The sequence below is a fragment of the Paenibacillus oryzae genome (assembly GCF_001675045.1).
In the GTDB taxonomy this organism is placed as follows: Bacteria; Bacillota; Bacilli; order Paenibacillales; family Paenibacillaceae; genus Pristimantibacillus; species Pristimantibacillus oryzae.
The window spans coordinates 37,964-61,262 of sequence record NZ_LYPA01000043.1; the positions used below are offsets into that span (position 1 = coordinate 37,964).

Genomic DNA, 23,299 nt, shown 5'->3' on the forward strand with positions numbered 1-23,299 from the left:
CGGTAGCTGATTTATGGATGCTTGGCAATATATCGTGCTTCTGGGAGCCGTTGTTGTTGTTTTTGCGATCATTTTGCCCAAACGGACAGGCAGCTCCGGCGCGTCCGGCCAAAGCTCGCAAAATATGGAAACGGCTCTGGAGCAGTTTATGGAAAATATGGAGCGGGACAATGAAGAGCTGGTGGAGCTGGTCAAAAGCAGCCAGCAAAGCAACCGGAAGGAGCATGCCGTCTTCGAGAAGCGAATTTCCGAGCTGGAGCTTCGCTGTCAGGAGCTGGACGGTCAGCTTCAGGCTGCTGCTACATTCATAAAGGAAACCGCCGCAAGCCGCCAAGCGGCGCCTGCTCCTCATTCTACCGCCGCAAAGGCGCTGGAGAAGAATGAGACGGCAATGGAGCAGCCTACTTCCCCTCACTCCATTGAAGCCCGGTACGGAGAGCTGTTTACGCTTTACCGGGAAGGGAAATCCATTGAATCCATTGCAAAAAAGCTGGGCATGAACAAAGGGGAAGTTTCGCTTATTATCGGCTTGGCCAAGCAAGAGGGAGGCGTCCATGGTTAACAAACGCTCCTTTTTGATCGGTTTAGGTCTTGGTATTATTATTGGCGCCTTGCTGCTGGAGCTTTTTTATATGGGCGAGGCCAGCCAGCGCGGGCTTGAAGGTATTGGGCGGGAGCTGGAGCAGGGGGCGCAGAAGCCTGAAGCAACGGCTGCGCCGTCTGCTGATCCCACGGCGAATTTGGCTTCGCCGAGCGGATCTGTTGCCGCCACGCCGAAGCCATCCTCTCAAAGGGAACAAAAGGACGAGGAAGCCTCTGAGGAGACCGCAAAAGCGCCGACTCAATCGCCGGAGAGCGGGACAGGATTGCTTGAGACGGCTCCCCCTCCCGCTGCTTCCCAAAATGCAGGGGATAAGCCGGCTGATTCCGTCGTTGTGCGTATAGAGCATGGAAGCAGCCTGACTGAAGCGGCTGAATTGCTGGCAGCTGCCGGCGTTTTGGATTCAGCGGAATCGTTTGCGAAAGAAATGAAATCCCGGAACAAGCTTGTTCGCGCCGGGTATTTTTTGTTTCCTCCGGGAGCAAGCACGCTCGATGAGGTGATCAACATTATTACCGGAATCCCGCTGCCCCCCAAAGAAGCAGCAAAGCTGGACAGTCTTCTGTGGCGCGGTTAATTAAACGTGTGTGAACAATCTCTATAAGGATTGTAACCAATTGTTGCGCCGCGTTCTCAGATATGGTATATTAATTCACGGTGTTAAAAACGCACGCCAATCAATTCTGTCAGGTTGCCCTCGTCCGGCGAAGGTTGCGGCAGAAAATGCGAGCGGCGGAGGGACACACAAAACCATTATTAGGAGGTGTTGAAGAATGGCGGTTATCTCCATGAAACAGCTGCTTGAAGCTGGGGTGCACTTCGGTCATCAGACTCGTCGTTGGAACCCAAAGATGGATCGTTATATCTTCACAGAAAGAAACGGCATTTACATTATCGACTTGCAAAAAACGGTTAAAAAAGTTGACGAAGCGTACAACTTTGTTAAATCGATTGCAGCTGAAGGCGGCACAATGCTGTTTGTAGGCACAAAGAAACAAGCTCAAGATTCCGTTAAGGAAGAAGCTGAGCGTTGCGGAAACTTCTACATCAACCAACGCTGGCTCGGCGGCACGCTGACGAATTTCCAAACTATTCAAAAGCGTATCGATCGTCTGAAACAGCTTGAGAAATGGGAAGAGGACGGCACTTTCGAGGTTCTGCCTAAGAAAGAAGTTATCATTCTTCGCAAAGAAAAAGATCGTCTGGAGAAATTCCTGGGCGGCATTAAAGGCATGAAGGGCCTGCCAAGCGCGCTGTTCATTATCGATCCGCGCAAAGAGCGTATTGCTGTTGCAGAAGCTCGCAAACTTGGTATTCCTATCGTTGGTATCGTAGATACAAACTGCGATCCTGACGAAATCGATTATGTAATCCCTGGCAACGACGACGCTATCCGCGCCGTTAAGCTGTTGACTGCCAAGATGGCTGACGCAATTGTGGAAGCTAACCAAGGCGAGCAAACAACTGCTTAAGGATTCCATAACCAACAAATGAGCAAACAACAAAGGGTGGTCAGATGGTGAAAACCTCTCACTACCCTTTTTTTGAACAAAATTACGATTCACAATAACGGGAGGTTTTTTTTATGGCAGTAAGCGCTAGCGCAGTAAAAGAACTACGCGAAAGAACGGGAGCGGGCATGCTGGATTGCAAAAAAGCGCTCGACGAAACAGGCGGAGACATCGACAAAGCAGTTGCTTTGCTTCGTGAAAAAGGCCTTGCAGCAGCAGCTAACAAAGCTGGACGCATTGCGACAGAAGGCGTTGTTGAATCTTATATTCATGCAGGCGGACGCATTGGCGTAATCGTTGAAGTGAACTGCGAAACAGACTTTGTTGCCAAAACGGATCAGTTCAAGGAATTTGCTAGAGACATCGCTATGCAAATCGCCGCCGCTAATCCAAAGTTCGTTCGCCGCGAAGAAGTTTCCGGCGAAGAGCTGGACAAAGAACGCGAAATTTTGAAGGCTCAAGCCCTGAACGAAGGCAAGCCTGAAAAAATCGTTGAAAAAATCGTTGAAGGCCGCATCTCGAAATATTATGAAGAGTATTGCCTTCTTGAGCAATCCTTCATTAAAGATCCGGACAAAACAATTAACGAGCTGCTGAACGAAAAAATCAGCAAAATCGGTGAAAACATCAGCATCCGTCGTTTCGTTCGTTATGAACTTGGCGAAGGTTTGGAGAAAAAAGTCGACAATTTCGTTGAAGAGGTTATGGCTCAAGCGAAACTTTAATCCGATCGCAAAGGCGGGGCGGGGCGTCCGCCCCGCCTTGTTTTTTGGAATCAACTTTAATAAGAACAGCCTCGCTTTTGAGGTGCATGATGGAGGTAGAAACGTTGGAACATCCAGTATATAAACGCATCGTTCTGAAGGTGAGCGGAGAATCGTTGTCCGGCCAGGAAGGCTACGGCATTGAAGCAACCGTCATTTCATCGATTGCCAATCAAGTGAAGGAAGTCATTGACCTGGGCGTAGAGGTTGCCATTGTTGTAGGCGGAGGCAATATCTGGAGAGGGATTGCCGGCTCGGCCAAAGGAATTGACCGCGCAACGGCCGACTATATGGGCATGCTGGCGACGGTCATGAATTCGCTTGCGCTTCAGGATGCGCTGGAGCAAATTGATGTGCCAACGCGCGTGCAGACATCAATCGCGATGCAGCAAATTGCCGAGCCATATATTAGACGGAGAGCCATCCGCCATCTGGAAAAGGGACGGGTTGTCATTTTTGCAGCCGGGACCGGAAATCCGTTTTTCTCTACCGATACAACGGCCGCCTTGCGTGCTGCCGAGATTGAAGCCGAAGTTATTCTGATGGCTAAAAACAAGGTGGACGGCGTTTATTCCGCCGATCCGTTCAAGGATGAAACGGCTGAAAAGTTTGAAGAGCTTACCTATATGGATATGTTGAACCGGAACCTCGGGGTAATGGACTCAACGGCATCGTCGTTGTGCATGGACAACAATATTCCGCTTATCGTCTTCTCCATTACGGAGCAAGGCAATATTAAACGGGTTGTGCTGGGAGAGAAAATCGGCACAATCGTAAAAGGGAGTGCAAAATAATGCCGCAAAGCATCAAAAAAGGCGCTGAAGAACGGATGGAAAAAGCCATTGGCGCATTGAGACGCGATCTGGCTACTCTGCGTGCCGGCAAGGCTAGCCCGGCTCTTCTGGATCGGGTGCAGGTCGAATATTACGGCGCTCAAACGCCGCTTAACCAGTTGGCTAACATCAATACGCCGGATTCCCGTACGCTGATGATTCAGCCATGGGACAAATCCTCTGTATCCGCTATTGAAAAAGCGATTTTGAAATCGGATCTGGGGCTGACGCCTTCCAACGATGGTTCCGCTATCCGTATTTCGGTACCGCCGCTTACGGAAGAACGCCGCGCAGACCTGGTAAAGCAGTCGAAGAAATTTGGCGAAGAAGCAAAGGTTGCGATCCGCAACATCCGCCGCGACGCCAACGACGATATTAAAAAGCTGGAGAAAGGCGAAATTTCGGAAGACGAATCTCGCCGTCATCAAGAGGACATCCAGAAGTCGACGGATAAATATATTGCCGAAGTCGAAAAAGTATTGTCCAGCAAAGAAAAAGAGATTATGGAAGTTTAAAAAGTTTGATTTTTACCGCCCCTCCGTCAGGTGGGGTTCGCTTTTATCATATACAATACAGCATGTACCTTGGCGATAAACTTGCCTCTAAACGTTGCCTTTCTTTATTGGAGGCGCGGTAGGGGTTTTCTCATTTGTGTTGGGAGGAAGCGGGATGATTAAGCGCTTTTGGGGCAAACAAAGGCGGGAAGACGTGCCGTCTGCCGATTCGCTGACATTGCAACACGTACCGGAGCATGTAGCCATCATAATGGATGGCAATGGCCGGTGGGCGAAGGGGCGCGGATTGCCCCGGGTGGCAGGCCATCACTCCGGCATGAAAGCCGTTAAACGGGTTACGATAGCCGCAAATGACCTTGGCGTTAAATATTTGACTTTATACGCTTTTTCAACGGAGAACTGGAAACGGCCCAAAGCCGAAGTGGACTTCTTAATGAAGCTGCCCCAGCAATTTCTGGAGATTGAGCTTGAAGAGCTTATTGAAAATAATGTTCAAGTCAGAATGATGGGGTATCGCAGCGAGCTTCCGCCGCATACTATTGCTGCAATGGAGGAAGCTGTTGTTAAAACAGCGAATAATACCGGTCTTGTCCTTAATTTCGCATTGAATTACGGCAGTCGCGCAGAGATGGTGGACGCTGTCCGCGCTATTGCTGCAGATGTAAGAGACGGGAAGCTAAAGCCGGAGGATATCGACGACGCCGAAATGGAGCGCCATCTGCTCTCCACTACGCTGCCAGACCCTGATTTGCTCATTCGCACCAGCGGCGAGCTGCGCCTGAGCAATTTTATGCTCTGGCAATTGGCCTACAGCGAGTTGTGGTTTACGGATGTCTATTGGCCTGAATTTACGGAAAAGCATTTTTATGAAGCCATAGCGGAATATGGGCGGCGTGCGCGCAGGTACGGCGGTTTATAGCACGCAGTTGATGGAGTGTGACGTTTACTTGAAGCAGCGACTAATAACGGGAATTTTGGCTGGCGCCTTGTTTGTAGCTCTGACCGTTGCCGGAGGGGCGTTTTATACCGGACTGCTTATTCTTTTAGCTATAATCGGTTTTACCGAATATGTGAGAATGAATGGCGTTTCGCCGTTTCATCCTCTTGCATTGCTGGGGTATGCCGGGGTTGCGCTGTTTGTGCTGCCTTGGCCGCAATGGGGAGTCCAATTGCCGCCATTGTCAACCTTGGTATGGGTGCTGGCGTTTTTGATGTTTGCCATAACGGTTATCACCAAAAACAAAATCACGATTGACGGCGTAGGACTGATGCTCCTTGGCGTTGTTTATGTCGGATTTGGGTTTGCGGCAATGATAAACATGCGGCTTATTGAAAACAATGGCTTGTTCTGGACGTTTCTTTCCTTTTCCTGCATATGGGCCTCTGATATCGGAGCTTATTTTACGGGGAAAGCGATCGGGCGCACCAAGCTGTGGCCGGCTATAAGCCCTAACAAAACTATAGAAGGCGCGTTGGGCGGCGTTGTGCTTTCGTTACTCGTAGGCGCTGCATTTGCGCTGCTTGGACCGGATAGCGCAAGTATTGGACGAGCCTTGCTGATTGGCGCTGTTGCGGCTGTTGCCGGACAGTTTGGCGACTTAATCCAATCCGCTTACAAAAGGGTGCGTGACATCAAGGATACAGGCAAGCTCCTGCCGGGACATGGCGGAGTGCTTGACCGCTGCGACAGCTGGCTGATCGTGTTTCCGCTGCTGCTCCTAACCGGTCTCGTTCCGGCTTGACAGGTTTGTTCAAACGGCTCAGCATTCAGTGCCGAGCAGCGTGAGTCCATACATAGCCTGGAGGTTATATCGTGAAAAAAATTGCACTGCTTGGTTCAACAGGTTCCGTCGGAACGCAAACGCTTGATATTGTGCGAAGTAACCCCGAACGGTTCCAGGTGGTTGCGCTGGCCGCGGGGAACAACAGCGAGCTGCTCATATCGCAGGCAAAGGAATTTCATCCTTCCCTCGTTAGCGTAGCGACTAAAGAGCTGGCAGACGAGGTCAAGCTTCATGTATCTCCCGGAACTGTTGTTGTTTATGGAGAAGAGGGATTGGTGGAGGCCGCATCTTTTGGAGAAGCGGATATCGTGATCACGGCAATAGTTGGCAGCAGGGGGCTCATGCCAACATTGGCCGCCATTGAAGCTGGCAAAACGATCGGGCTTGCCAATAAGGAAACGCTGGTGACCGCCGGCGAGCTGGTCATAGCCAGGGCCAAGCAGCGGGGCGTTGCTATTTTGCCTGTTGACAGCGAGCATTCTGCCATCTTCCAATGTCTGAACGGCGAACGTCGGGCTGACGTCAAAAGCATTACGCTAACCGCCTCAGGCGGCTCGTTCCGCGACCGCACCCGCGCCGAGCTTCAAGGCGTCACGGTGCAGGAGGCCTTGAATCATCCCAACTGGTCCATGGGCGCAAAAATAACGATTGATTCCGCAACGATGGTGAACAAAGGGCTTGAGGTGATTGAGGCCCATTGGCTGTTTGGCTTGCCATACGATGATATCAACGTAATAATCCATGCGGAAAGCATCATCCATTCGTTTGTGGAATTTACCGATCATAGCATTGTAGCCCAGCTTGGCATGCCGGATATGCGGGTTCCGATTCAATACGCTCTTACTTATCCGGAGCGTCATCCTTCAAGCGCGGACAGACTTGATCTTGCCGCCATTGGCAAGCTGAACTTCCGCGAAATGGACATGGAGCGTTATCCTTGCCTTGCCCTGGCCTATGCATGCGGACGGCTTGGCGGAACGGCCCCGACCGTCTATAACGCAGCGAATGAAGTGGCGGTCGCCCGCTTCCTGAAAGGGGAAATCTCTTTTCTGGACATTGAAAGAGTGCTGGAGACTACGATTGCGCGGCATACTGTCGTTCCTGTATCGGGACTCGACGTCATTCAAGAGGCAGATGGCTGGGCGCGCTCGGCGGCGGCTAAAGGGTAAAAAGATTGGCAGCTTTCCGGCAGTGCAATCCGCACACTTTTGGAACAGGTGCGCATACAGAATCCAAAAATGGGGTTCTCTTGTTTCGGGCGGGAGAATAATGATAATCTATGTACAGGCCTTAACGAACAGGAGGAAATCCATACATGGGAACAATTCAGGTCGTATTTATGACCGTACTCGTGTTTTTTGTTATTGTGACCATTCATGAATGGGGACATTTCTTTTTTGCCAAACGCGCCGGTATTCTGGTGCGCGAATTTGCGATCGGGTTTGGACCCAAGCTTCTCTCTGTGAAGCGGGGAGAGACGCGCTATACGCTTCGCCTTATTCCGGCGGGCGGTTTTGTGCGGATGGCTGGCGAAGACCCCGAAATCGTTGAGGTTCAGGAAGGCCAGACGGTGGCTGTCCGGCTCAAGGACGACAAGGTGACTCGCATCTACCTGGATCGCCTGGACGAGCGCAGCGGCGCCGTAAGAGGCGAGGTGGAAGCCGTTGATCTGGAAAGAGCAATGAGCATCACGCTAAATGTGGAGGGCGACAGCGAGCGCTATAGTGTAAATCCGCAGGCTCTGGTTATATCCAGAGGCAAGGAAACGCAGGTTGCGCCAATCGACCGCCACTTTGGCAGTAAGCCGCTCCGCCATAGAGCCATGACGATTTTTGCGGGACCGATGATGAATTTCATTCTGGCGTTTGTTCTGTTTGCCGCCTATGTGCAGATGGCTGGCGTTGCCGAAAAGCTGATGGTAGGCTCCGTAACCTCCGGCAGTCCGGCGGAAAGCGTGCAGCTTCAGAAAGGCGATGTTCTAGTTGCCGTTAACGGCGAAGAGATCGGAACCAACTTTGGACGGATGGTAGATGTAATTGGCAAGTCAGTCGACAAAACCGTTACGCTGGATATTATCCGAAACGGTCAAAGCATGCAGCTTAACGTAACGCCGCTGGCCGATGACAAGGGCATCGGGAAAATAGGCGTAACGCCGGAATATGAGCTTCGGAATGCGACATTTGGCGAGACGATAACCCGCTCCGCCACGCTCATGAAGGATATGACCGTATATATTTTTGACGGCTTCAAAATGTTGATTACGGGGCAGTTCAAGCTCGATGATATTGGCGGGCCTGTCAGAACGGCTGAAGTAACCAGTGAAATTGCAAGACAGGGTATCGTTCAGCTGACATCCTGGACCGCGCTTCTCAGTCTGTATCTTGGTATTTTCAACCTGCTGCCGATTCCGGCGCTGGATGGAAGCCGATTGATCTTTTTGGGTCTTGAGGCGGTTCGCAGAAGGCCGCTGGACCCAAGCAAGGAAAGCATGGTGCATTTTGTCGGATTTGCGATGCTCATGCTGCTTATGCTGGTAGTAACCTATAATGATATATTACGTTTAGTACGAGGGGAGTAGCTGGCCAGCCCATGTCTAAGGAAAAAGGTTTTGTAACGGAAATCACTCCGCAGAGCGAAGATTTTTCAAGATGGTATATCGACGTCATCAAAAAAGCGGAATTAATGGATTATTCGCCCGTGCGCGGCTGCATTGTTTTTCGGCCTGAGGGCTATGAGCTATGGGAGAACATTCAACGCGATCTGGATAGACGCTTTAAGGAAACGGGACATCGCAACGCCTATTTTCCGCTGTTTATTCCCGAGAGCTTTTTCCAGAAGGAAAAGGAGCACGTCGAAGGCTTTAATCCCGAGCTTCCATGGGTGACGGAGGCGGCCGGCGAAAAGCTGGAGGAGCGTCTTGCTATCCGTCCGACCTCGGAAACGATGTTTGGCCATATGTATGCCAAATGGATTCAATCCTACCGCGATCTGCCTCTGCTCATTAATCAATGGGCTAACGTTGTTCGCTGGGAAAAGCGTACGCTTCCTTTCCTGCGCACAAGCGAGTTCCTGTGGCAGGAAGGCCATACGGCTCATGAAACAGAGGAAGAAGCGCGTCAGGAAACGATGCAAATGCTTCAGGTCTATACGGATTTTGTAGAGGATTTCCTTGCGATTCCGGTTATCAAGGGAGAAAAAACGCCGTCCGAGCGTTTTGCGGGAGCAGTTGATACGTATTCCATTGAGGCGATGATGAAGGATGGCCGTGCGGTTCAGGCGGGAACCTCGCATTACCTCGGGACAAAGTTTGCGGTTGCGTTTGACATCAAGTTTCTGGATCGCGAAAATACGCTTCAATTTGCCCACACCACCTCGTGGGGCGTCAGCACCCGCTTGATCGGGGCGCTTATTATGGTGCACGGCGACGACCGCGGCTTGGCTTTGCCGCCAAAGGTAGCGCCGACGCAAGTCATCATGATTCCGATCGGCCCTCCAAAAACCCGCGACGCTGTCGTTGGACGAGTGGACGAGCTATACAGCGAATTGAAAAAAGCCGGCGTTCGCGTTCGCGTCGACGATCGAAGCGACGTTTCACCGGGCTGGAAGTTTAATGAATATGAAATGCGCGGCGTTCCGCTCCGTCTGGAGCTTGGGCCACGCGATATGGAAAATGGCGTTGTGGTGCTGGTTTCCCGCATAACGGGTGAAAAACGGATCGTACAGCAGGCCGATCTTGTTGCGGAAGTTCAGAAAATGTTGGATGAAACGCACGCGGAAATGTACAACAGAGCCAAAAGCTTCCGGGAAAACAATTCCCGCTCTGTCGATACGCTGGACGAGATGAAGGGCTTTCTTGAGGAGCAGCGCGGCTTTGTCGAGGCGGGCTGGTGCGGCTCGGAGGCCTGCGAGAAGCAGGTGAAGGAAGAAACGGGCGCGACAAGCCGCAACATTCCTTTTAATCCTTCCACCCATAAATCCAACTGCCTGGTATGCGGAGACAAAGCCAAACATACCGTTGTGTTTGCCCGCGCCTATTAGGGCATGATTGCAAACACGCCTATGCTAATACAGGGCTGTAAACTGAACAAGGGGTGAAATCGCATTGAAATTATCCAAACGCGAAAGCTTCGAGCTTCTGCTGCAGCAGGCAGGCTTGCCGCTGGAGCTTGTTCAGAGCTATTTTCAAGATGGTGAAATAGATCAAGTAATCGTTGGCAAATCCAATCAGGAGTGGACGTTTTGCATAAGCAAAACGTCCATGGTTCCTTTACAGGCCTTTAACGGCTTTTGCCAGGCGGTGCGCAACAAGTTTCAGCATATCGCCGCCGTATCGTTTGTGCTTAAATATGACGACGTTGTAGAAACGGAAAATATATTATTGCAGTATTGGCCGCTGTTTCTGGAGTGGGCGCAGCGTGAAATGTCCTCCGTTAACGGCTGGCTGACAAAAGCCTCCATGGAGGCGCAAGGCAATGCGATTACCTTGTCGCTGCTGGATGCCACAGGGCTGGAGCTTGCCAAGAGGAAGTCGGTTGATCAAGCTATTATTTCATTTTATAAACGCCATTTCGAACGTGATTGCAGGGTCAGCCTGACGGCTGGCGAAGCGCGCCAGGAAGTTTATGATCAATTCATGCAGAAAATCGAGCAGGAAGAACGGGAAGCCGTCCAGCAGCTAATGGCAGAAAGCGCCGCTGAAGCTCCGGAGCCGGGGCCGGAAGGCGAGGACGCAGTGCCGCTGGCAGTTGGCTACGATATTCGCGAAGAGCCCGTTCCGCTTATGAATATACAGGATGAAGAAAAGAAAATAACGGTGCAGGGCATGGTATTTGGCCTGGACGTCAAAGAGCTTCGCAATGGAAGCACATTGTTTATATTTAATGTGACGGACTTTACGGACTCGGTCGCCATGAAAATGTTTGCCAAAACAAAAGACGACGTCAAGGTCCTGTCCCAGCTGTCCAATGGCAAATGGGTAAAAGCGCGCGGCCGCATCGAATACGACCGCTTTATGCAGGAACCCGAGCTTGTTATGATGCCAAACGACCTGCACGAGGTGCGCGCACCCAAGGACCGGATGGATAACGCAGAGGAAAAGCGCGTTGAATTCCATCTTCACACCACGATGAGCACCATGGATGCGGTAACGCCAATCGGAGAGTATGTAAAAACGGCTGCCAAGTGGGGCCATAAAGCCATTGCAGTATCGGATCACAGCAACATTCAGTGTTTTCCCGACGCCGTAAAAGCGGCTAAAAAACATGGCATGAAGCTTTTATTTGGAGTGGAGGCCAATGTCGTTAACGACGCGGTGCCGATGGTGCTTAATCCTCGCTCTGCGGTGCTGGCCGACGCTACCTACATCGTATTCGATATTGAGACAACGGGTCTTTCCGTTGTGAACAACAAAATTATCGAATTGGCGGGCGTCCGGATGAGGAATGGCAAGGAAGTGGACCGCTTCTCGACCTTCATTAACCCGCACGAAAAAATACCGTATCACATTCAGCAATTAACCAACATTAACGATGATATGGTAAAGGACGCGCCGGAGCTTGAGCCAAAGCTTCGCGAGTTTGTGGACTATATCGGCGACGACATCCTGGTGGCCCACAACGCGCGGTTTGATATCGGGTTTATCCAGGCGAACTGCAAAGCGATAGGTTTGCCCGAGGTGCAAAACCCGGTGCTGGATACGTTGGAGCTGGCGAGATTTCTCCATCCAACGATGAAAAACCATCGACTCAATACGTTGTCGGATAAATACAAGATCAGCCTGGAAAACCATCACCGCGCTGTTGACGACTCCGTAGCGCTGGGCGGCGTTTTGTTTGGACTTATTGGAGATGCGGCGGAACGCAATATCCGCAATCTGGAGCAGCTAAACGATTATGTCGGCCTGGACCTTTCCAATGCGAGGCCGTTCCACTGCAACATTTACGCACTTAATGCGGCGGGCAAAAAAAATCTGTTTAAGCTGATTTCCTTATCCCATACCGATTATTTCAAAAAAGTCGCCACCATTCCGAAAAGCAAGCTGAAGGAGCTGAGAGAAGGCCTTCTCGTTATATCCGGCTGCGAAAAAGGCGAGTTTTTCGAAACGGTGCTGAACAAATCGCAGGAGGAAGCGACGGAGGTTGCCGAATTTTACGATGTGCTGGAAATCCAGCCGCTGGACTTCTACATGCATTTGGTTGAAAAAGGGCTGGTGGGCAGCAGAGCGGAGCTGGAAGGCGCAATGCGCCGGATTTGCGAAATCGGAGACAGTCTTGGCAAGCCTGTCATTGCAACGGGCAATGTCCATTATCTGAACCCAAGGGACAAAATGTACCGGGATATTACGATTCACGGCATAACGGGCTTTAGTCCGCTCAAAGCTATGCGCAAGCCGGAGGCGCATTTCCGCACAACTGAAGAAATGCTTCAGGAATTCAGCTTCCTTGGCGAAGCGCGGGCCTATCAGGTTGTTGTTACAAATACCTCCGAGCTGGCGGAACGCTTTGAAACGTACGACATGTTTCCGAAGGAGCTTTTTACGCCGAATATTGAAGGGGCGGACGAGGAAATCCGCAGCACCTGCTATGGAACGGCAAAAGCGATGTATGGGGAAGACCTGCCGCAGGTTGTTATTGACCGGCTGGAGAAGGAGCTCGTTCCGATCATTAAATACCGCTTTTCGGCCAACTATCTCATTTCCGAAAAGCTGGTTAAAAAGTCCAATCGCGACGGTTATCTGGTTGGCTCGCGGGGTTCTGTAGGCTCCTCGGTCGTTGCGACGTTTCTGGGCATATCGGAGGTAAATCCGCTTCCGGCGCATTATTTGTGCAAAAATCCGGAATGCAAGCACAGCGAATGGTTTCTGGACGGCAGCGTGCCAAGCGGTTTTGACTTGCCGGACAAGCTTTGTCCTCATTGCGGCAAGCCGATGAAGGGCGAAGGACAAGATATACCGTTCGAAACCTTCCTGGGCTTCAAGGGCGACAAGGTTCCCGATATTGACTTGAACTTTTCGGGGGAATACCAGCCTATCGCCCATAATTTTACGAAGGAAATGTTCGGAGAGAAAAACGTTTACAGGGCCGGAACGATCGGTACGGTTGCGGAAAAAACGGCCTACGGCTTTGCCAAAAAGTACGAGGAAGAGCATCAGAAAAAATGGCGCGGCGCGGAGCTGGCGCGTCTGGCCAGCGGTTGCACGGGCGTCAAGCGCAGTACGGGCCAGCATCCCGGCGGAATTGTGGTTGTGCCGGATTATATCGAGGTGGAGGATGTTACGCCGGTTCAGTATCCGGCAGACGATACTAGCGCAGAGTGGAAAACGACCCATTTTGACTACCACGCCTTTGATGAAAATCTGCTCAAGCTCGATATACTGGGACATGACGATCCCACGATGATGCGGATGCTTCAGGACTTGACGGGCGTTGATCCCACAACCATCCCGATGAACGATCCCAAAGTAATGAGCATGTTCAACTCTACGACGGCGCTGGAGGTAGCTCCGGAGAAAATTCGTTCGGCAGTTGCAACCTACGGCGTGCCGGAGATGGGCACCAAGTTCGTGCGCCAGATGCTTCAGGAAACCCAGCCTTCTTCCTTTGCCGACCTGCTGCAAATTTCGGGCTTGTCGCATGGTACCGGCGTTTGGCTTGGCAATGCGCAGGAATTGATCAAAAATGGCACCTGCAACATCAAAACCGTAATCGGCTGCCGCGACGACATTATGCTTTACCTCATTTATAAAGCCGGAATGGATGCCGGGCTTGCCTTCAAAATAACGGAAAGCGTGCGGAAGGGCAAAGGTCTCACGCCGGAGTGGATCGAGGAAATGAAAAATTGCAAGGTGCCCGCATGGTATATTGATTCCTGTTTGCGCATCGAGTATATGTTTCCGAAGGCGCACGCCGCCGCTTATGTTATTTCCGCTGTACGGACGGCCTTTTTTAAACTGTATTATCCTATTGAATATTACGCGACCTACTTTACCGTCCGGGCCGATGATTTCGATTTGGAGCTGCTGTGCCAGGGTTATGACGCCATCCTGCGCAAGCTGATTGAAATCGAAGGCAAAGGCTTCAGCGCAACGCCGAAGGAAAAAGCGATGACCTCCCAGCTTGAGATGTCGCTTGAAATGACGGCGCGGGGTTTTTCCTTCAAGCCGATTGATCTGTACCGTTCTCATGCAACCAAGTTTCAGGTGGACGGCGACAGCCTGATTCCTCCGTTTGCAGCGATTGCCGGCATTGGCGATAACGCCGCGCGCAATATAGCGGCGGCAAGGGAGGAAGGCGAGTTTCTGTCGATCGAGGACTTCCAGATGAAGTCCAAAGCGACCAAAACAATCATTGAGGTGCTGAGCGGCATGGGCTGTTTCCGGGGCTTGCCGGAATCCAACCAGTTATCGTTGTTTTAGAACTAGAAATCATTTCTTGTAAGGATTTTACGATTATGATATAATTTTTGTGGCAATGATGGGGATAGAATGTTGATGCAGAAGAGTGGGGAAACCCACTCTTTACGTTTTGTATTGCGGTATTATACGTTGCGCACGGCGCAGCCACAAACAGGAGGTTCATTCAAGTTGAGCACATCCAAAATCAAATCCGCCATTGAGGACATGGTGCAGCCTTACCTCAATGACAATGGCTTTGAACTGGTCGATATCGAATATATCAAGGAAGGCAGCAACTGGTTTCTGCGTATTTTCGTAGATAAGGACGGCGGCATTGACATTGACGAATGCGGGCGCATAAGCGAATATGTCAGCGAAATGCTGGATAAAAACGATCCCATCTCCGGAGCTTATTTTCTGGAGGTGTCGTCGCCCGGCGCCGAAAGGCCGCTCAAGAAACCGGAAGATGTGCGCAAGGCGGTTGGCAAGCATGTTTTTATAACGACGTATGAGCCGGTTGGCGGAGCCAAGGAGTTTGAAGGACGGCTGCTTTCTTTCGAAGACGATGTTGTCGTTGTGGAGGAAGGAAAGAAAAAAGTGTCCGTTCCGTACAGCAAGGTAGCCAGCGCCCGTTTGGCCGTCGTATTTTAACATGGTTTCTATTATGAAAGGGGGAACGGCATTCCAATGAGTATGGATTTTATTGAAGCCTTGCAAGAAATCGAAAGAGACAAGGGAATAGCCAAGGAAGTGCTGCTTGAAGCGATTGAGGCTGCATTGATTTCGAGTTATAAGCGCAACTTCAACACTGCGCAAAATGTGAGAGTCGACATTAACCGCTACACTGGCGTTATTCGGGTTTATGCTCGTAAAACGGTTGTGGATGAGGTGCTTGATCCGCGTCTTGAAATTGCGGCGGAAGCGGCCAGAGAAATCAACCCGCATTATCAGATCGATGATATCGCGGAAATCGAGGTAACGCCTCGCGATTTCGGACGTATTGCGGCGCAAACGGCAAAGCAGGTGGTCATGCAGCGTATTCGCGAGGCGGAGCGCGGCTTGGTCTACAACGCTTTTATCGACAAGGAAGAGGATATTGTCAACGGAATCGTGCAGCGTCAAGACGTTCGCAACCTGTTTGTTGATCTGGGCAAGGTTGAGGCGGTGCTGCCGCTTACCGAAATGATGCCGACTGACAAGTTCAAGCACGGCGATCGCATTAAAGCCTTTATTACGAAGGTGGAGAATACAACCAAGGGACCGCAAATTATTATGTCCCGCACCCATCCTGGCCTGCTCAAGCGTCTGTTCGAGCTGGAGGTTCCGGAAATTTATGACGGCGTGGTGGAAATCCGCTCCGTTGCCCGCGAAGCCGGCTTCCGCTCCAAAATCGCGGTTCATTCCCGCAACGATGAGGTTGATCCTGTAGGCTCCTGCGTTGGCCAAAAGGGGATTCGCGTCCAGACCATCGTCACCGAGCTGAAGGGCGAAAAAATCGACATCGTGCGCTGGTCCGAAAACGTAGAGGAATACGTGGCCAATGCGCTGAGCCCGTCCAAAGTGGTGGAGGTTATTGTTTTTGAAGCCGAAAAAATGGCGCGTGTCATCGTGCCGGATTACCAGCTTTCGCTTGCTATCGGCATCAAAGGGCAAAACGCCCGCCTTGCCGCCAAGCTGACTGGCTGGAAAATTGATATTAAAAGCGAAACGCAAGCCGAGCAGGAGTACGGCCGTCCAAAAACGGCATCGGGCACGATGCATCAGGATTCCATCTCCATCGACTAGCGGCTTGCTTGAGGAGGGTGCGACATGAGACCGAGGAAAGTGCCGCTTCGCAAATGCGTAGCTTGCCAATTGATGATGCCGAAGAGGGAGCTCATTCGGGTCGTGCGGACACCGTCCGACGAGGTGGAAATCGACCTCAAGGGAAAAAAAGCCGGACGCGGCGCCTACTTGTGCGGCAAGGCAAGCTGCTTCAAGTTGGCACGGAAGAGCAAGGCGCTTGATCGGGCGCTTAAGCTGCCCGTTGGCGATGACATCTACGACAGCCTGGAGAACCAGTTTGCAGCAGTAGAGGACGAGTTTTTAGCTGCAAAGGAGCTGGATCAGGATGAAGCCTAACAAAGCGCTGTCGATGCTTGGCATGGCCATGCGTGCGGGGAAGCTTATAACCGGCGATGAAATCGTATTGAAAGCCGTGCGCGGGCGCAAGGCGCATCTGGTTATCATCGCGCAGGACGCTTCTGATAATACCAAAAAAAAGTTCGCAGATAAATGCGGCACCTACGGAATACAACTCGCCGAGGCATTTCACCGTGAACAGCTTGGAAAGGCGATTGGCAAGTCCGAGCGCGTAGTGCTGGCCGTTACGGATGTGCAATTCGGAAAAATGATCTCACATCATCTGAGCCAAAATACGGAGGTGGATTCTATTGAGCAACAAACAGGAGAGCAAGGACAATAAAGACAAGCTGCGTGTCTACGAATACGCAAAATCCCTTAATATGAGCAGCAAGGAAATTATAACGATTTTGAAACGCCTTAACTTGCCCGTCAATAACCATATGAGCGTTATGGAAAATGAAATGGTGCATAAAGTAGAAGGGTTTTTCCGCGACATCAAGGCAAACGCAGCGGCAAAACGAGCTCAGGAAAGCGGCACAGCATCGGCATCGTCGAGTGCGAAGCCTCGGCCAGAGCAAAGCGCAACTCAAAATACAACTCAAGACGGACAGGGGACAATGAACTCTATTAATACGAAAACTCCAACACAACCAACAGCACAGCAACGTGAGTCAAGACCACAGCAGGGCGAACGGCCCGCAGGTCAAGGACAAGGTCAAGGCCAGAACCGCAGCGGCGGTCAAGGTCAAGGAAATAATCGTCCGCAGGGCAGTCAAGGAGCCAGCCGCAACGGATCAAGCCAAGGCAGCCGTCCTGCTTCCAGCGGACAAGGTACTGGTTCAGGCAATCGTCCACAGGGCAGCCAAGGCGGCAATCGCCCGACAGGCGGTCAAGGAGGAAGCCGTCCGGCAGGTCAAGGCGGCTCCGGACAACGTTCGGGCTTTGGCCAAGGCGGCAATAGCGGCAGCGGCGGTCAAAACCGTTCCTTTGGCGGCGGCGGACAAAATCGCACCGGCCAAGGCGGCGGCGCAGCTTCCGGCGGTGCAGGAAATCGTTCGGCATCAGCTCCTTCGCAAGGACAAAGCCGCAGCTTTGATTCCAGAGGTTCGCAGCCGCGCACAGGCTCAGACTTCGGCAAGGACAAAGCAAGAGGCGGAAACGGACAAAAACGCTTCGAGGACGGCCGCTCCGGCGGTTTTGGAAGAAACAGCAACCGAGGCGGCAAAGGCAGAGGCAAGCAGCAGCAATCTCCGCCACGGGAAAAAATCGACAATACACCGAAAAAAATTATTGTCCGCGGCACTATGACGGTTGGCGAGCTGGCCAAGCTGCTTCATAAAGACGCATCCGAGGTTATCAAAAAGCTGTTGTTCCTGGGCGTTATGGCGACCATCAACCAGGAAATCGACATGGACGCGATTTTGCTGCTCGCAAGCGAATACGGCGTTGAGGTCGAAGTGAAAATTCCGGTTGAAGAGGACACGTTCGAAACCGTTGAAGAGACGGACGAGGAAGAAGATTTGATGAGCCGTCCTCCGGTTGTTACCATTATGGGTCACGTCGATCATGGTAAAACAACGTTGCTGGATTCTATTCGCAAAACGAATGTATCCAGCGGCGAAGCAGGCGGCATTACCCAGCATATCGGGGCGTATCAGGTCGAAATCAACCACAAAAAAATTACGTTCCTGGATACCCCGGGCCACGAAGCGTTTACGCTGATGCGGGCGCGTGGCGCACAGGTAACGGATATTACCATTATCGTAGTTGCAGCCGACGACGGCATCATGCCGCAAACGGTGGAAGCCATCAACCATGCTAAAGCAGCGGGCGTTCCAATCATTGTTGCTGTTAACAAAATCGATAAGCCTGAAGCCAATGTGGATAAAATCAAGCAGGAAATGACCGAATACGAGCTGGTTCCTGAAGAGTGGGGCGGCGATACCATTTTTGTAGAGGTTTCCGCCAAACAGCGAATCGGACTTGAAACGCTTCTGGAAATGATTCTGCTGGTTGCAGAAGTGAATGAATATAAGGCGAATCCTAACAAACGCGCCCGGGCAACGGTTATTGAAGCCGAGCTCGACAAGGGCAAAGGCCCGGTTGCACGGATTCTGGTTCAGCACGGAACGCTTAAAGTTGGAGACGCGTTTGTTGCGGGCAACTGCTTTGGCCGCGTGCGCGCTATGGTCAACGACCGCGGACGCCGCATGAAGGAAGCGGGCCCTTCCACTCCAGTGGAAATTACCGGCTTGACGGAAGTGCCTCTTGCGGGCGATCCGTTTATGGTATTTGAAGATGAGCGCAAAGCGCGCGCAATCGCTGATCGCCGCGCGATCAAGCATCGTCAATCGGAGATGGGCGCCAATACGCGCGTTACGCTTGACGATCTGTACAATCATATCAAAGAGGGCGAAATCAAGGACCTCAACGTTATCATTAAAGCCGACGTGCAGGGCTCTGCCGAGGCTCTTAAAGGCTCCTTGGCCAAAATCGATATCGAAGGCGTTCGCGTTAAAATCATTCATACCGGCGTAGGCGCCATCACGGAATCCGACGTTATTCTGGCCTCGGCATCCAACGCTATCGTGATTGGCTTTAACGTTCGTCCTGATCCGCAGGCTGAGGCAACCATTGCTCAGGAAAAGGTTGACGTTCGCATGCACCGCGTTATTTACAACGTAATTGACGAGATCGAGCAAGCGATGAAGGGTATGCTTGATCCGATCTACAAGGAAGTTGTTATCGGCCATGCCGAGGTTCGGAACGTGTTTAAAGTAACCAAGGTTGGCGCAATTGCGGGCTGTATGGTTGTTGATGGTAAAATTACACGTTCGGCTGAAGCTCGCATAGTACGCAGCGGAATCGTCGTTTATACAGGCAAGGTTGATTCCCTGAAACGGTTCAAGGATGACGCCAAGGAAGTGGCTCAGGGCTACGAATGCGGTATAACGCTGGAGCGCTTTAGCGATATTAAAGAAGGAGATATGATTGAGGCCTTCGTCATGGAAACGGTAGAGAGGTGATAAAGCATGGCAAAGATACGTGTCGGAAGAGTAAGCGAGCAAATTAAAAAGGAATTGAGCCAGATTATTCAAGCGGAGCTCAAAGACCCGCGTATAGGCTTTATTACGGTTACCGGCGTTGAAGCAACAAGCGATTTGTCTCAAGCGCGCATCTATCTGAGCGTGCTTGGCAACGACGAGCAGAAGGAAGCTACGCTCAAAGCGCTGGCCAGCGCAACCGGCTTCCTGCGCTCCGAGCTTGGCAAGCGGATGAAGCTCCGCCACACGCCGGAGCTGCTGTTTAAATTCGACAGCAGCATCGAATACGGCAGCCGAATTGAATCACTGCTGGAAAGCATTAATACAGGGAACGGCGACAAGTGACAGAAGCCGAAACGTACAACAAGCAGCTGGATGACGCATTGGCTTTTATTGGGAAACATTCTTCCTTCCTTGTCGTTTCGCATGTACAGCCTGACGGCGATGCCATCAGCTCTGCCGCGGCGGTGTCTTGGCTGCTGGAACGGCTTGGCAAAACTTTTGTTCTAGTTAATGAAAGCCCGCTTCCGTCCAGGCTGGACTATTTGTATCGCTACCAGGACATCAAGGTATTAAAGGAGTCCCCGTTTGAGGGCTCCTTTGATGCCGTTATAACAGTGGATTGCGCGGACTTCCGCAGGGTAGGCGCAACGAGCGCGCTGTTTGCTCCGCAAGCGGAAATATTGAATATTGATCACCATCCCACAAACGATGCGTTTGGTTTGGTGAACGTTATCGTTCCTCATGCGGCGGCAACAGTTGAAATTCTGTATGATTTAATTCTGCGGGCAGGCTTTGTCCCGGATCTGGATTGCGCTACAGCCATTTACACCGGCTTGCTGACGGATACGGGAGGTTTCCGCTACTCCAATACAAGTCCGCGGGTAATGGAAATTGCAGCTAATTTGCTGGCCTTAGGGGTTTCCGGCAGCCAGCTTGCCGATTTGCTGCTTGAACGAATGACCATTGCCAAGCTTCGCTTATTGCAAACTACGCTAAGTCGACTTGTGTTTAGCGACAATTTGGAGATCGGCTGGCTTTATGTCACCCGAAACGATTTAAGCGAAATTGGCGCGGTGCCGGAGGATCTGGAGGGCATCGTTAATTATGCTCTCAATGTGGATGGCGTCGAGGTTGGCATTTTGTTCAAGGAAGCTGAGGATGGTTCGGTTAAAGCGAGCTTGCGCTCCGCCGGCAAAGCGGATGTAGCGGCCATTGCCCAAACCTTTGGCGGCGGCGGACATGTCCGCGCGGCAGGCTGCCGCTTGGAAGGGCCCCTGCAAGAGGCCATGTCAGCGATGGTGGAGGCAGTAAGAAAGGCGTTGATTTAATTCATGGACGGAATTCTGGCAGTCTGGAAGCCGGAGGGCTGGACATCGCATGACGTTGTCGCAAAAGTCCGGCGAATTCTCCGCTTGAAGCGAATTGGCCACGCCGGAACGCTGGACCCTATGGTTACAGGCGTGCTGCCGCTTTGTCTGGGTCGTTCCACCCGTGTTGTGGAATATATCCAGGATCGGCCAAAAGCCTATGAAGCGGTGTTGAAGCTGGGTCTCTCAACCGACACGGAGGATATGACCGGTCAAATCATTGAGCAGCGTCCCGTCCGTCCATTGACGCAAGGGGAAATACAGGAGGTGCTGGCGCGGTTCCAAGGAACCATTCAGCAGGTGCCTCCCATGTTTTCGGCTGTCAAGGTGGATGGGAAACGTTTGTACGAGCTGGCTCGGGAAGGCAAGCAGGTGGAGAGAAAGTCCAGAGAGGTGACCATTCACGAAATTCGGCTGGTGAATGCAAAGCTGGATATGGAGCAGCCTGAAATTGCTTTTTCGGTCGTTTGCTCCAAAGGAACTTATATTCGGACATTATGTGTGGATATAGGCAAGGCCCTGGAGCTGCCGGCTACGATGGCGAAGCTGGTTCGCACCATGTCGGGCGGCATAACGGCGGAAAGCTGTCTAACACTGGAGAACATTCAAGAGCTTGCGGAAGCGGGCGAGCTTGAGAAGCATTTAATTCCAGCCGATCAAGGGATTTCCCATATCCCGTCCGGCACGGTCAGCCCTTGGGCTGCCAAAAAGGCTTTATTGGGACAAAAGCTGCCGCTTGATAGCGCCGCTGTGACAGAAGCCCTCTTTCATGAAGGCCTAATCCGTCTGTATGACGGGAATGGCGCCTTTCTCGGCATTTACCGCAGTGATGTTGAAGCAGGGCTGTTTGTACCCGTCAAAGTATTTTTACCTTAAGAGATTTTCTCATAATACGTATGGCCTGCGGGAGATGGATGAGCAATCTTCCCCGTCATGGTCACTCAGGGAATGCAGGTGTGTCATCTGTGGAAATCATTCATATCTCTTATCCGCTTTCCAAAACGGAGTCAGGAGAAGGAAATAAGCAGCTTTCCATGGCCATCGGCCATTTTGACGGCGTACATCGCGGTCATCAGGACGTTATTGCGCGTGCGGTTACTGCAGGCAAGGAACGTGGCTTGACGCCCGCGGTGTTAACCTTTTCTCCCCATCCCAAAGAAGTATTGGGTCATGGACAGCATTATTTCAGCTGTCTGACGCCGCCCCGAGTTAAGATGGAGCAGTTTGCCAAGCTTGGCGTGGAAATCGTGTACATTATGAAATTCGACCGCGAATTTGCGGCGCTTCCCCCAAAGTCATTTGTGGATTGCGTCCTGGAGCCGCTTGGCGCCCGCCATGCCGTTGTTGGTTTTGATTTTACGTTTGGCAGCAAGGGAGCGGGCAAGGCGGAGACGCTGATGGAGCTTTGCAGCCCCTCCATTACCGTAAATATCGTGGAGCCGTTCCATCTGGAGAACCAGAAGGTCAGCAGCACCCGCGTGCGGGAAGCGCTTGGCCAAGGCGATCTGGAAGTGGTCAATATGCTTCTAGGAAGACCCTACGAAGTATGCGGCGTTGTTGTGCATGGCGACAAAAGAGGGCGTACGATTGGTTTTCCAACCGCAAACCTGGAGCTTGACGGCTCATATGTTCAGCCCCGGCTAGGCGTATATGCGATCACCGCACGGGTTGATGGCGAGCAATATGGCGGAGTGTTGAATTTCGGGATGAAGCCAACCTTTAATGCCGGCGAAATCAAACCGGTTATGGAAGCCCATCTTTTTGACTTCAGCCGTGAAATTTACGATCAGAGCATGAGCATACAGTTTAGGCATTTCATTCGGGCGGAGCGGAAATTTTCTTCTGCGGCCGAATTGATCGCCCAAATCGCGCTGGATCGGGATACGGCGGAGGCCTGGCTGGATCAGCATTTGCAATAATCAGGCGCCGCCGCTGTACATTGGGATTTATATGTGCTATGATATTTGAGGTTGCGGCTGATTACCATTGTTTTGCAATGGAGAAGCCGTACATTGAACCTTGGCTTGGTTGATCGTTCTCACCGACGGCGGCGAGGCCAATGGCGATTATAATGAAGGAGGTGAACAAGGATGGCTATCACTCAAGAACGCAAGCAAGAACTGATCGAGACTCACAAGACGCATGCAAGCGACACAGGGTCCCCTGAGGTTCAAGTTGCTATCCTTACGGAAAACATTGTTAACTTGACTGATCATTTGCGGACACACAAGAAGGATCATCATTCCCGCCGTGGTTTGCTCAAGATGGTAGGTCAACGCCGTAAGCTGTTGGCATACCTGAAGAACAAAGACGTTAGACGTTACAGCGCATTGATTGAAAAACTCGGCTTGCGCCGTTAAG

General features: G+C 51.7%; 22 protein-coding genes. All 22 read left to right on the forward strand.

The genetic code is table 11. The features are described 5' to 3' along the window. The first annotated feature begins 13 nt into the window (after positions 1 to 13). The 22 genes from A7K91_RS07110 (at position 14) to rpsO (ending at position 23,298) form a co-directional block, all read left to right on the forward strand. Entirely contained in the window at positions 14 to 562 is a 549-nt protein-coding gene (locus A7K91_RS07110) for a DUF6115 domain-containing protein (protein WP_068681112.1), read from the forward strand. Next, on the forward strand, positions 555 to 1,178 hold the full coding sequence (locus tag A7K91_RS07115) for a hypothetical protein (protein WP_068681114.1): 624 nt from the start codon (positions 555 to 557) through the stop codon (positions 1,176 to 1,178). The genes A7K91_RS07110 and A7K91_RS07115 overlap by 8 nt, the downstream gene beginning before the upstream one ends. A 196-nt stretch (positions 1,179 to 1,374) precedes the next feature. Then, positions 1,375 to 2,073, forward strand: coding sequence for a 30S ribosomal protein S2 (rpsB, locus tag A7K91_RS07120; RefSeq protein WP_068681116.1), 699 nt, complete (start codon positions 1,375 to 1,377; stop codon positions 2,071 to 2,073). Positions 2,074 to 2,186: 113 nt separating this feature from the next. Beyond that, positions 2,187 to 2,837, forward strand: coding sequence for a translation elongation factor Ts (tsf, locus tag A7K91_RS07125; protein ID WP_068681119.1), 651 nt, complete (start codon positions 2,187 to 2,189; stop codon positions 2,835 to 2,837). 104 nt (positions 2,838 to 2,941) lie between these two features. Next, positions 2,942 to 3,670, forward strand: a complete 729-nt coding sequence (pyrH, locus tag A7K91_RS07130) for a UMP kinase (protein ID WP_068681320.1) — start codon at positions 2,942 to 2,944, stop codon at positions 3,668 to 3,670. Beyond that, positions 3,670 to 4,224, forward strand: coding sequence for a ribosome recycling factor (frr, locus tag A7K91_RS07135; protein WP_068681121.1), 555 nt, complete (start codon positions 3,670 to 3,672; stop codon positions 4,222 to 4,224). The genes pyrH and frr overlap by 1 nt, the downstream gene beginning before the upstream one ends. Positions 4,225 to 4,378: 154 nt before the next feature. Next, positions 4,379 to 5,143 (forward strand): undecaprenyl pyrophosphate synthase, encoded by a 765-nt coding sequence (locus A7K91_RS07140; protein ID WP_068681123.1) that lies wholly within the window; start codon positions 4,379 to 4,381, stop codon positions 5,141 to 5,143. A gap of 28 nt (positions 5,144 to 5,171) precedes the next feature. Continuing rightward, positions 5,172 to 5,966 (forward strand): phosphatidate cytidylyltransferase, encoded by a 795-nt coding sequence (locus A7K91_RS07145; protein ID WP_068681322.1) that lies wholly within the window; start codon positions 5,172 to 5,174, stop codon positions 5,964 to 5,966. A 71-nt stretch (positions 5,967 to 6,037) separates the two neighbouring features. Then, complete coding sequence (locus tag A7K91_RS07150) at positions 6,038 to 7,177, forward strand: 1-deoxy-D-xylulose-5-phosphate reductoisomerase (RefSeq protein WP_068681125.1); 1,140 nt, start codon at positions 6,038 to 6,040, stop codon at positions 7,175 to 7,177. 146 nt (positions 7,178 to 7,323) lie between these two features. Further along, on the forward strand, positions 7,324 to 8,586 hold the full coding sequence (rseP, locus tag A7K91_RS07155) for an RIP metalloprotease RseP (protein ID WP_068681127.1): 1,263 nt from the start codon (positions 7,324 to 7,326) through the stop codon (positions 8,584 to 8,586). 11 nt (positions 8,587 to 8,597) lie between these two features. Further along, positions 8,598 to 10,046 (forward strand): proline--tRNA ligase, encoded by a 1,449-nt coding sequence (proS, locus tag A7K91_RS07160; RefSeq protein WP_068681129.1) that lies wholly within the window; start codon positions 8,598 to 8,600, stop codon positions 10,044 to 10,046. 64 nt (positions 10,047 to 10,110) lie between these two features. Further along, positions 10,111 to 14,421, forward strand: a complete 4,311-nt coding sequence (locus tag A7K91_RS07165; RefSeq protein WP_245697307.1) for a PolC-type DNA polymerase III — start codon at positions 10,111 to 10,113, stop codon at positions 14,419 to 14,421. Positions 14,422 to 14,589: 168 nt separating this feature from the next. Beyond that, on the forward strand, positions 14,590 to 15,051 hold the full coding sequence (rimP, locus tag A7K91_RS07170) for a ribosome maturation factor RimP (protein WP_068681133.1): 462 nt from the start codon (positions 14,590 to 14,592) through the stop codon (positions 15,049 to 15,051). A 36-nt stretch (positions 15,052 to 15,087) separates the two neighbouring features. After that, positions 15,088 to 16,185, forward strand: coding sequence for a transcription termination factor NusA (gene nusA, locus A7K91_RS07175; RefSeq protein WP_068681135.1), 1,098 nt, complete (start codon positions 15,088 to 15,090; stop codon positions 16,183 to 16,185). Positions 16,186 to 16,209: 24 nt separating this feature from the next. Then, on the forward strand, positions 16,210 to 16,521 hold the full coding sequence (gene rnpM / locus A7K91_RS07180; RefSeq protein ID WP_068681137.1) for an RNase P modulator RnpM: 312 nt from the start codon (positions 16,210 to 16,212) through the stop codon (positions 16,519 to 16,521). Further along, positions 16,511 to 16,864, forward strand: coding sequence for a L7Ae/L30e/S12e/Gadd45 family ribosomal protein (locus A7K91_RS07185; protein ID WP_068681139.1), 354 nt, complete (start codon positions 16,511 to 16,513; stop codon positions 16,862 to 16,864). The genes rnpM and A7K91_RS07185 overlap by 11 nt, the downstream gene beginning before the upstream one ends. A gap of 40 nt (positions 16,865 to 16,904) precedes the next feature. After that, positions 16,905 to 19,550: a translation initiation factor IF-2 gene (gene infB, locus A7K91_RS07190; RefSeq protein WP_425415649.1), complete on the forward strand. Its 2,646-nt coding sequence runs from the start codon at positions 16,905 to 16,907 to the stop codon at positions 19,548 to 19,550. A 6-nt stretch (positions 19,551 to 19,556) separates the two neighbouring features. Further along, positions 19,557 to 19,913, forward strand: coding sequence for a 30S ribosome-binding factor RbfA (rbfA, locus tag A7K91_RS07195; protein ID WP_068681143.1), 357 nt, complete (start codon positions 19,557 to 19,559; stop codon positions 19,911 to 19,913). Further along, on the forward strand, positions 19,910 to 20,899 hold the full coding sequence (locus tag A7K91_RS07200) for a DHH family phosphoesterase (RefSeq protein WP_068681146.1): 990 nt from the start codon (positions 19,910 to 19,912) through the stop codon (positions 20,897 to 20,899). The genes rbfA and A7K91_RS07200 overlap by 4 nt, the downstream gene beginning before the upstream one ends. A 3-nt stretch (positions 20,900 to 20,902) precedes the next feature. Then, positions 20,903 to 21,814: a tRNA pseudouridine(55) synthase TruB gene (gene truB / locus A7K91_RS07205; protein ID WP_068681148.1), complete on the forward strand. Its 912-nt coding sequence runs from the start codon at positions 20,903 to 20,905 to the stop codon at positions 21,812 to 21,814. An 89-nt stretch (positions 21,815 to 21,903) separates the two neighbouring features. Continuing rightward, positions 21,904 to 22,857 carry a bifunctional riboflavin kinase/FAD synthetase gene (locus A7K91_RS07210; RefSeq protein ID WP_068681150.1) on the forward strand — a complete coding sequence of 318 codons (954 nt, stop codon included), beginning with the start codon at positions 21,904 to 21,906 and terminating at the stop codon, positions 22,855 to 22,857. A 171-nt stretch (positions 22,858 to 23,028) separates the two neighbouring features. Then, positions 23,029 to 23,298, forward strand: a complete 270-nt coding sequence (rpsO, locus tag A7K91_RS07215) for a 30S ribosomal protein S15 (RefSeq protein WP_068681152.1) — start codon at positions 23,029 to 23,031, stop codon at positions 23,296 to 23,298. Position 23,299: the final 1 nt, after the last annotated feature.

Bases quoted from the DNA above. Each gene is read 5' to 3' on its own strand.
- A7K91_RS07110 (WP_068681112.1), top strand. From the start codon at position 14: ATGGATGCTTGGCAATATATCGTGCTTCTGGGAGCCGTTGTTGTTGTT.
- A7K91_RS07115 (WP_068681114.1), top strand. From the start codon at position 555: ATGGTTAACAAACGCTCCTTTTTGATCGGTTTAGGTCTTGGTATTATT.
- rpsB (WP_068681116.1), top strand. From the start codon at position 1,375: ATGGCGGTTATCTCCATGAAACAGCTGCTTGAAGCTGGGGTGCACTTC.
- tsf (WP_068681119.1), top strand. From the start codon at position 2,187: ATGGCAGTAAGCGCTAGCGCAGTAAAAGAACTACGCGAAAGAACGGGA.
- frr (WP_068681121.1), top strand. From the start codon at position 3,670: ATGCCGCAAAGCATCAAAAAAGGCGCTGAAGAACGGATGGAAAAAGCC.
- A7K91_RS07140 (WP_068681123.1), top strand. From the start codon at position 4,379: ATGATTAAGCGCTTTTGGGGCAAACAAAGGCGGGAAGACGTGCCGTCT.
- rseP (WP_068681127.1), top strand. From the start codon at position 7,324: ATGGGAACAATTCAGGTCGTATTTATGACCGTACTCGTGTTTTTTGTT.
- proS (WP_068681129.1), top strand. From the start codon at position 8,598: ATGTCTAAGGAAAAAGGTTTTGTAACGGAAATCACTCCGCAGAGCGAA.
- nusA (WP_068681135.1), top strand. From the start codon at position 15,088: ATGAGTATGGATTTTATTGAAGCCTTGCAAGAAATCGAAAGAGACAAG.
- rnpM (WP_068681137.1), top strand. From the start codon at position 16,210: ATGAGACCGAGGAAAGTGCCGCTTCGCAAATGCGTAGCTTGCCAATTG.
- A7K91_RS07185 (WP_068681139.1), top strand. From the start codon at position 16,511: ATGAAGCCTAACAAAGCGCTGTCGATGCTTGGCATGGCCATGCGTGCG.
- infB (WP_425415649.1), top strand. From the start codon at position 16,905: ATGAGCAGCAAGGAAATTATAACGATTTTGAAACGCCTTAACTTGCCC.
- rbfA (WP_068681143.1), top strand. From the start codon at position 19,557: ATGGCAAAGATACGTGTCGGAAGAGTAAGCGAGCAAATTAAAAAGGAA.
- truB (WP_068681148.1), top strand. From the start codon at position 20,903: ATGGACGGAATTCTGGCAGTCTGGAAGCCGGAGGGCTGGACATCGCAT.
- rpsO (WP_068681152.1), top strand. From the start codon at position 23,029: ATGGCTATCACTCAAGAACGCAAGCAAGAACTGATCGAGACTCACAAG.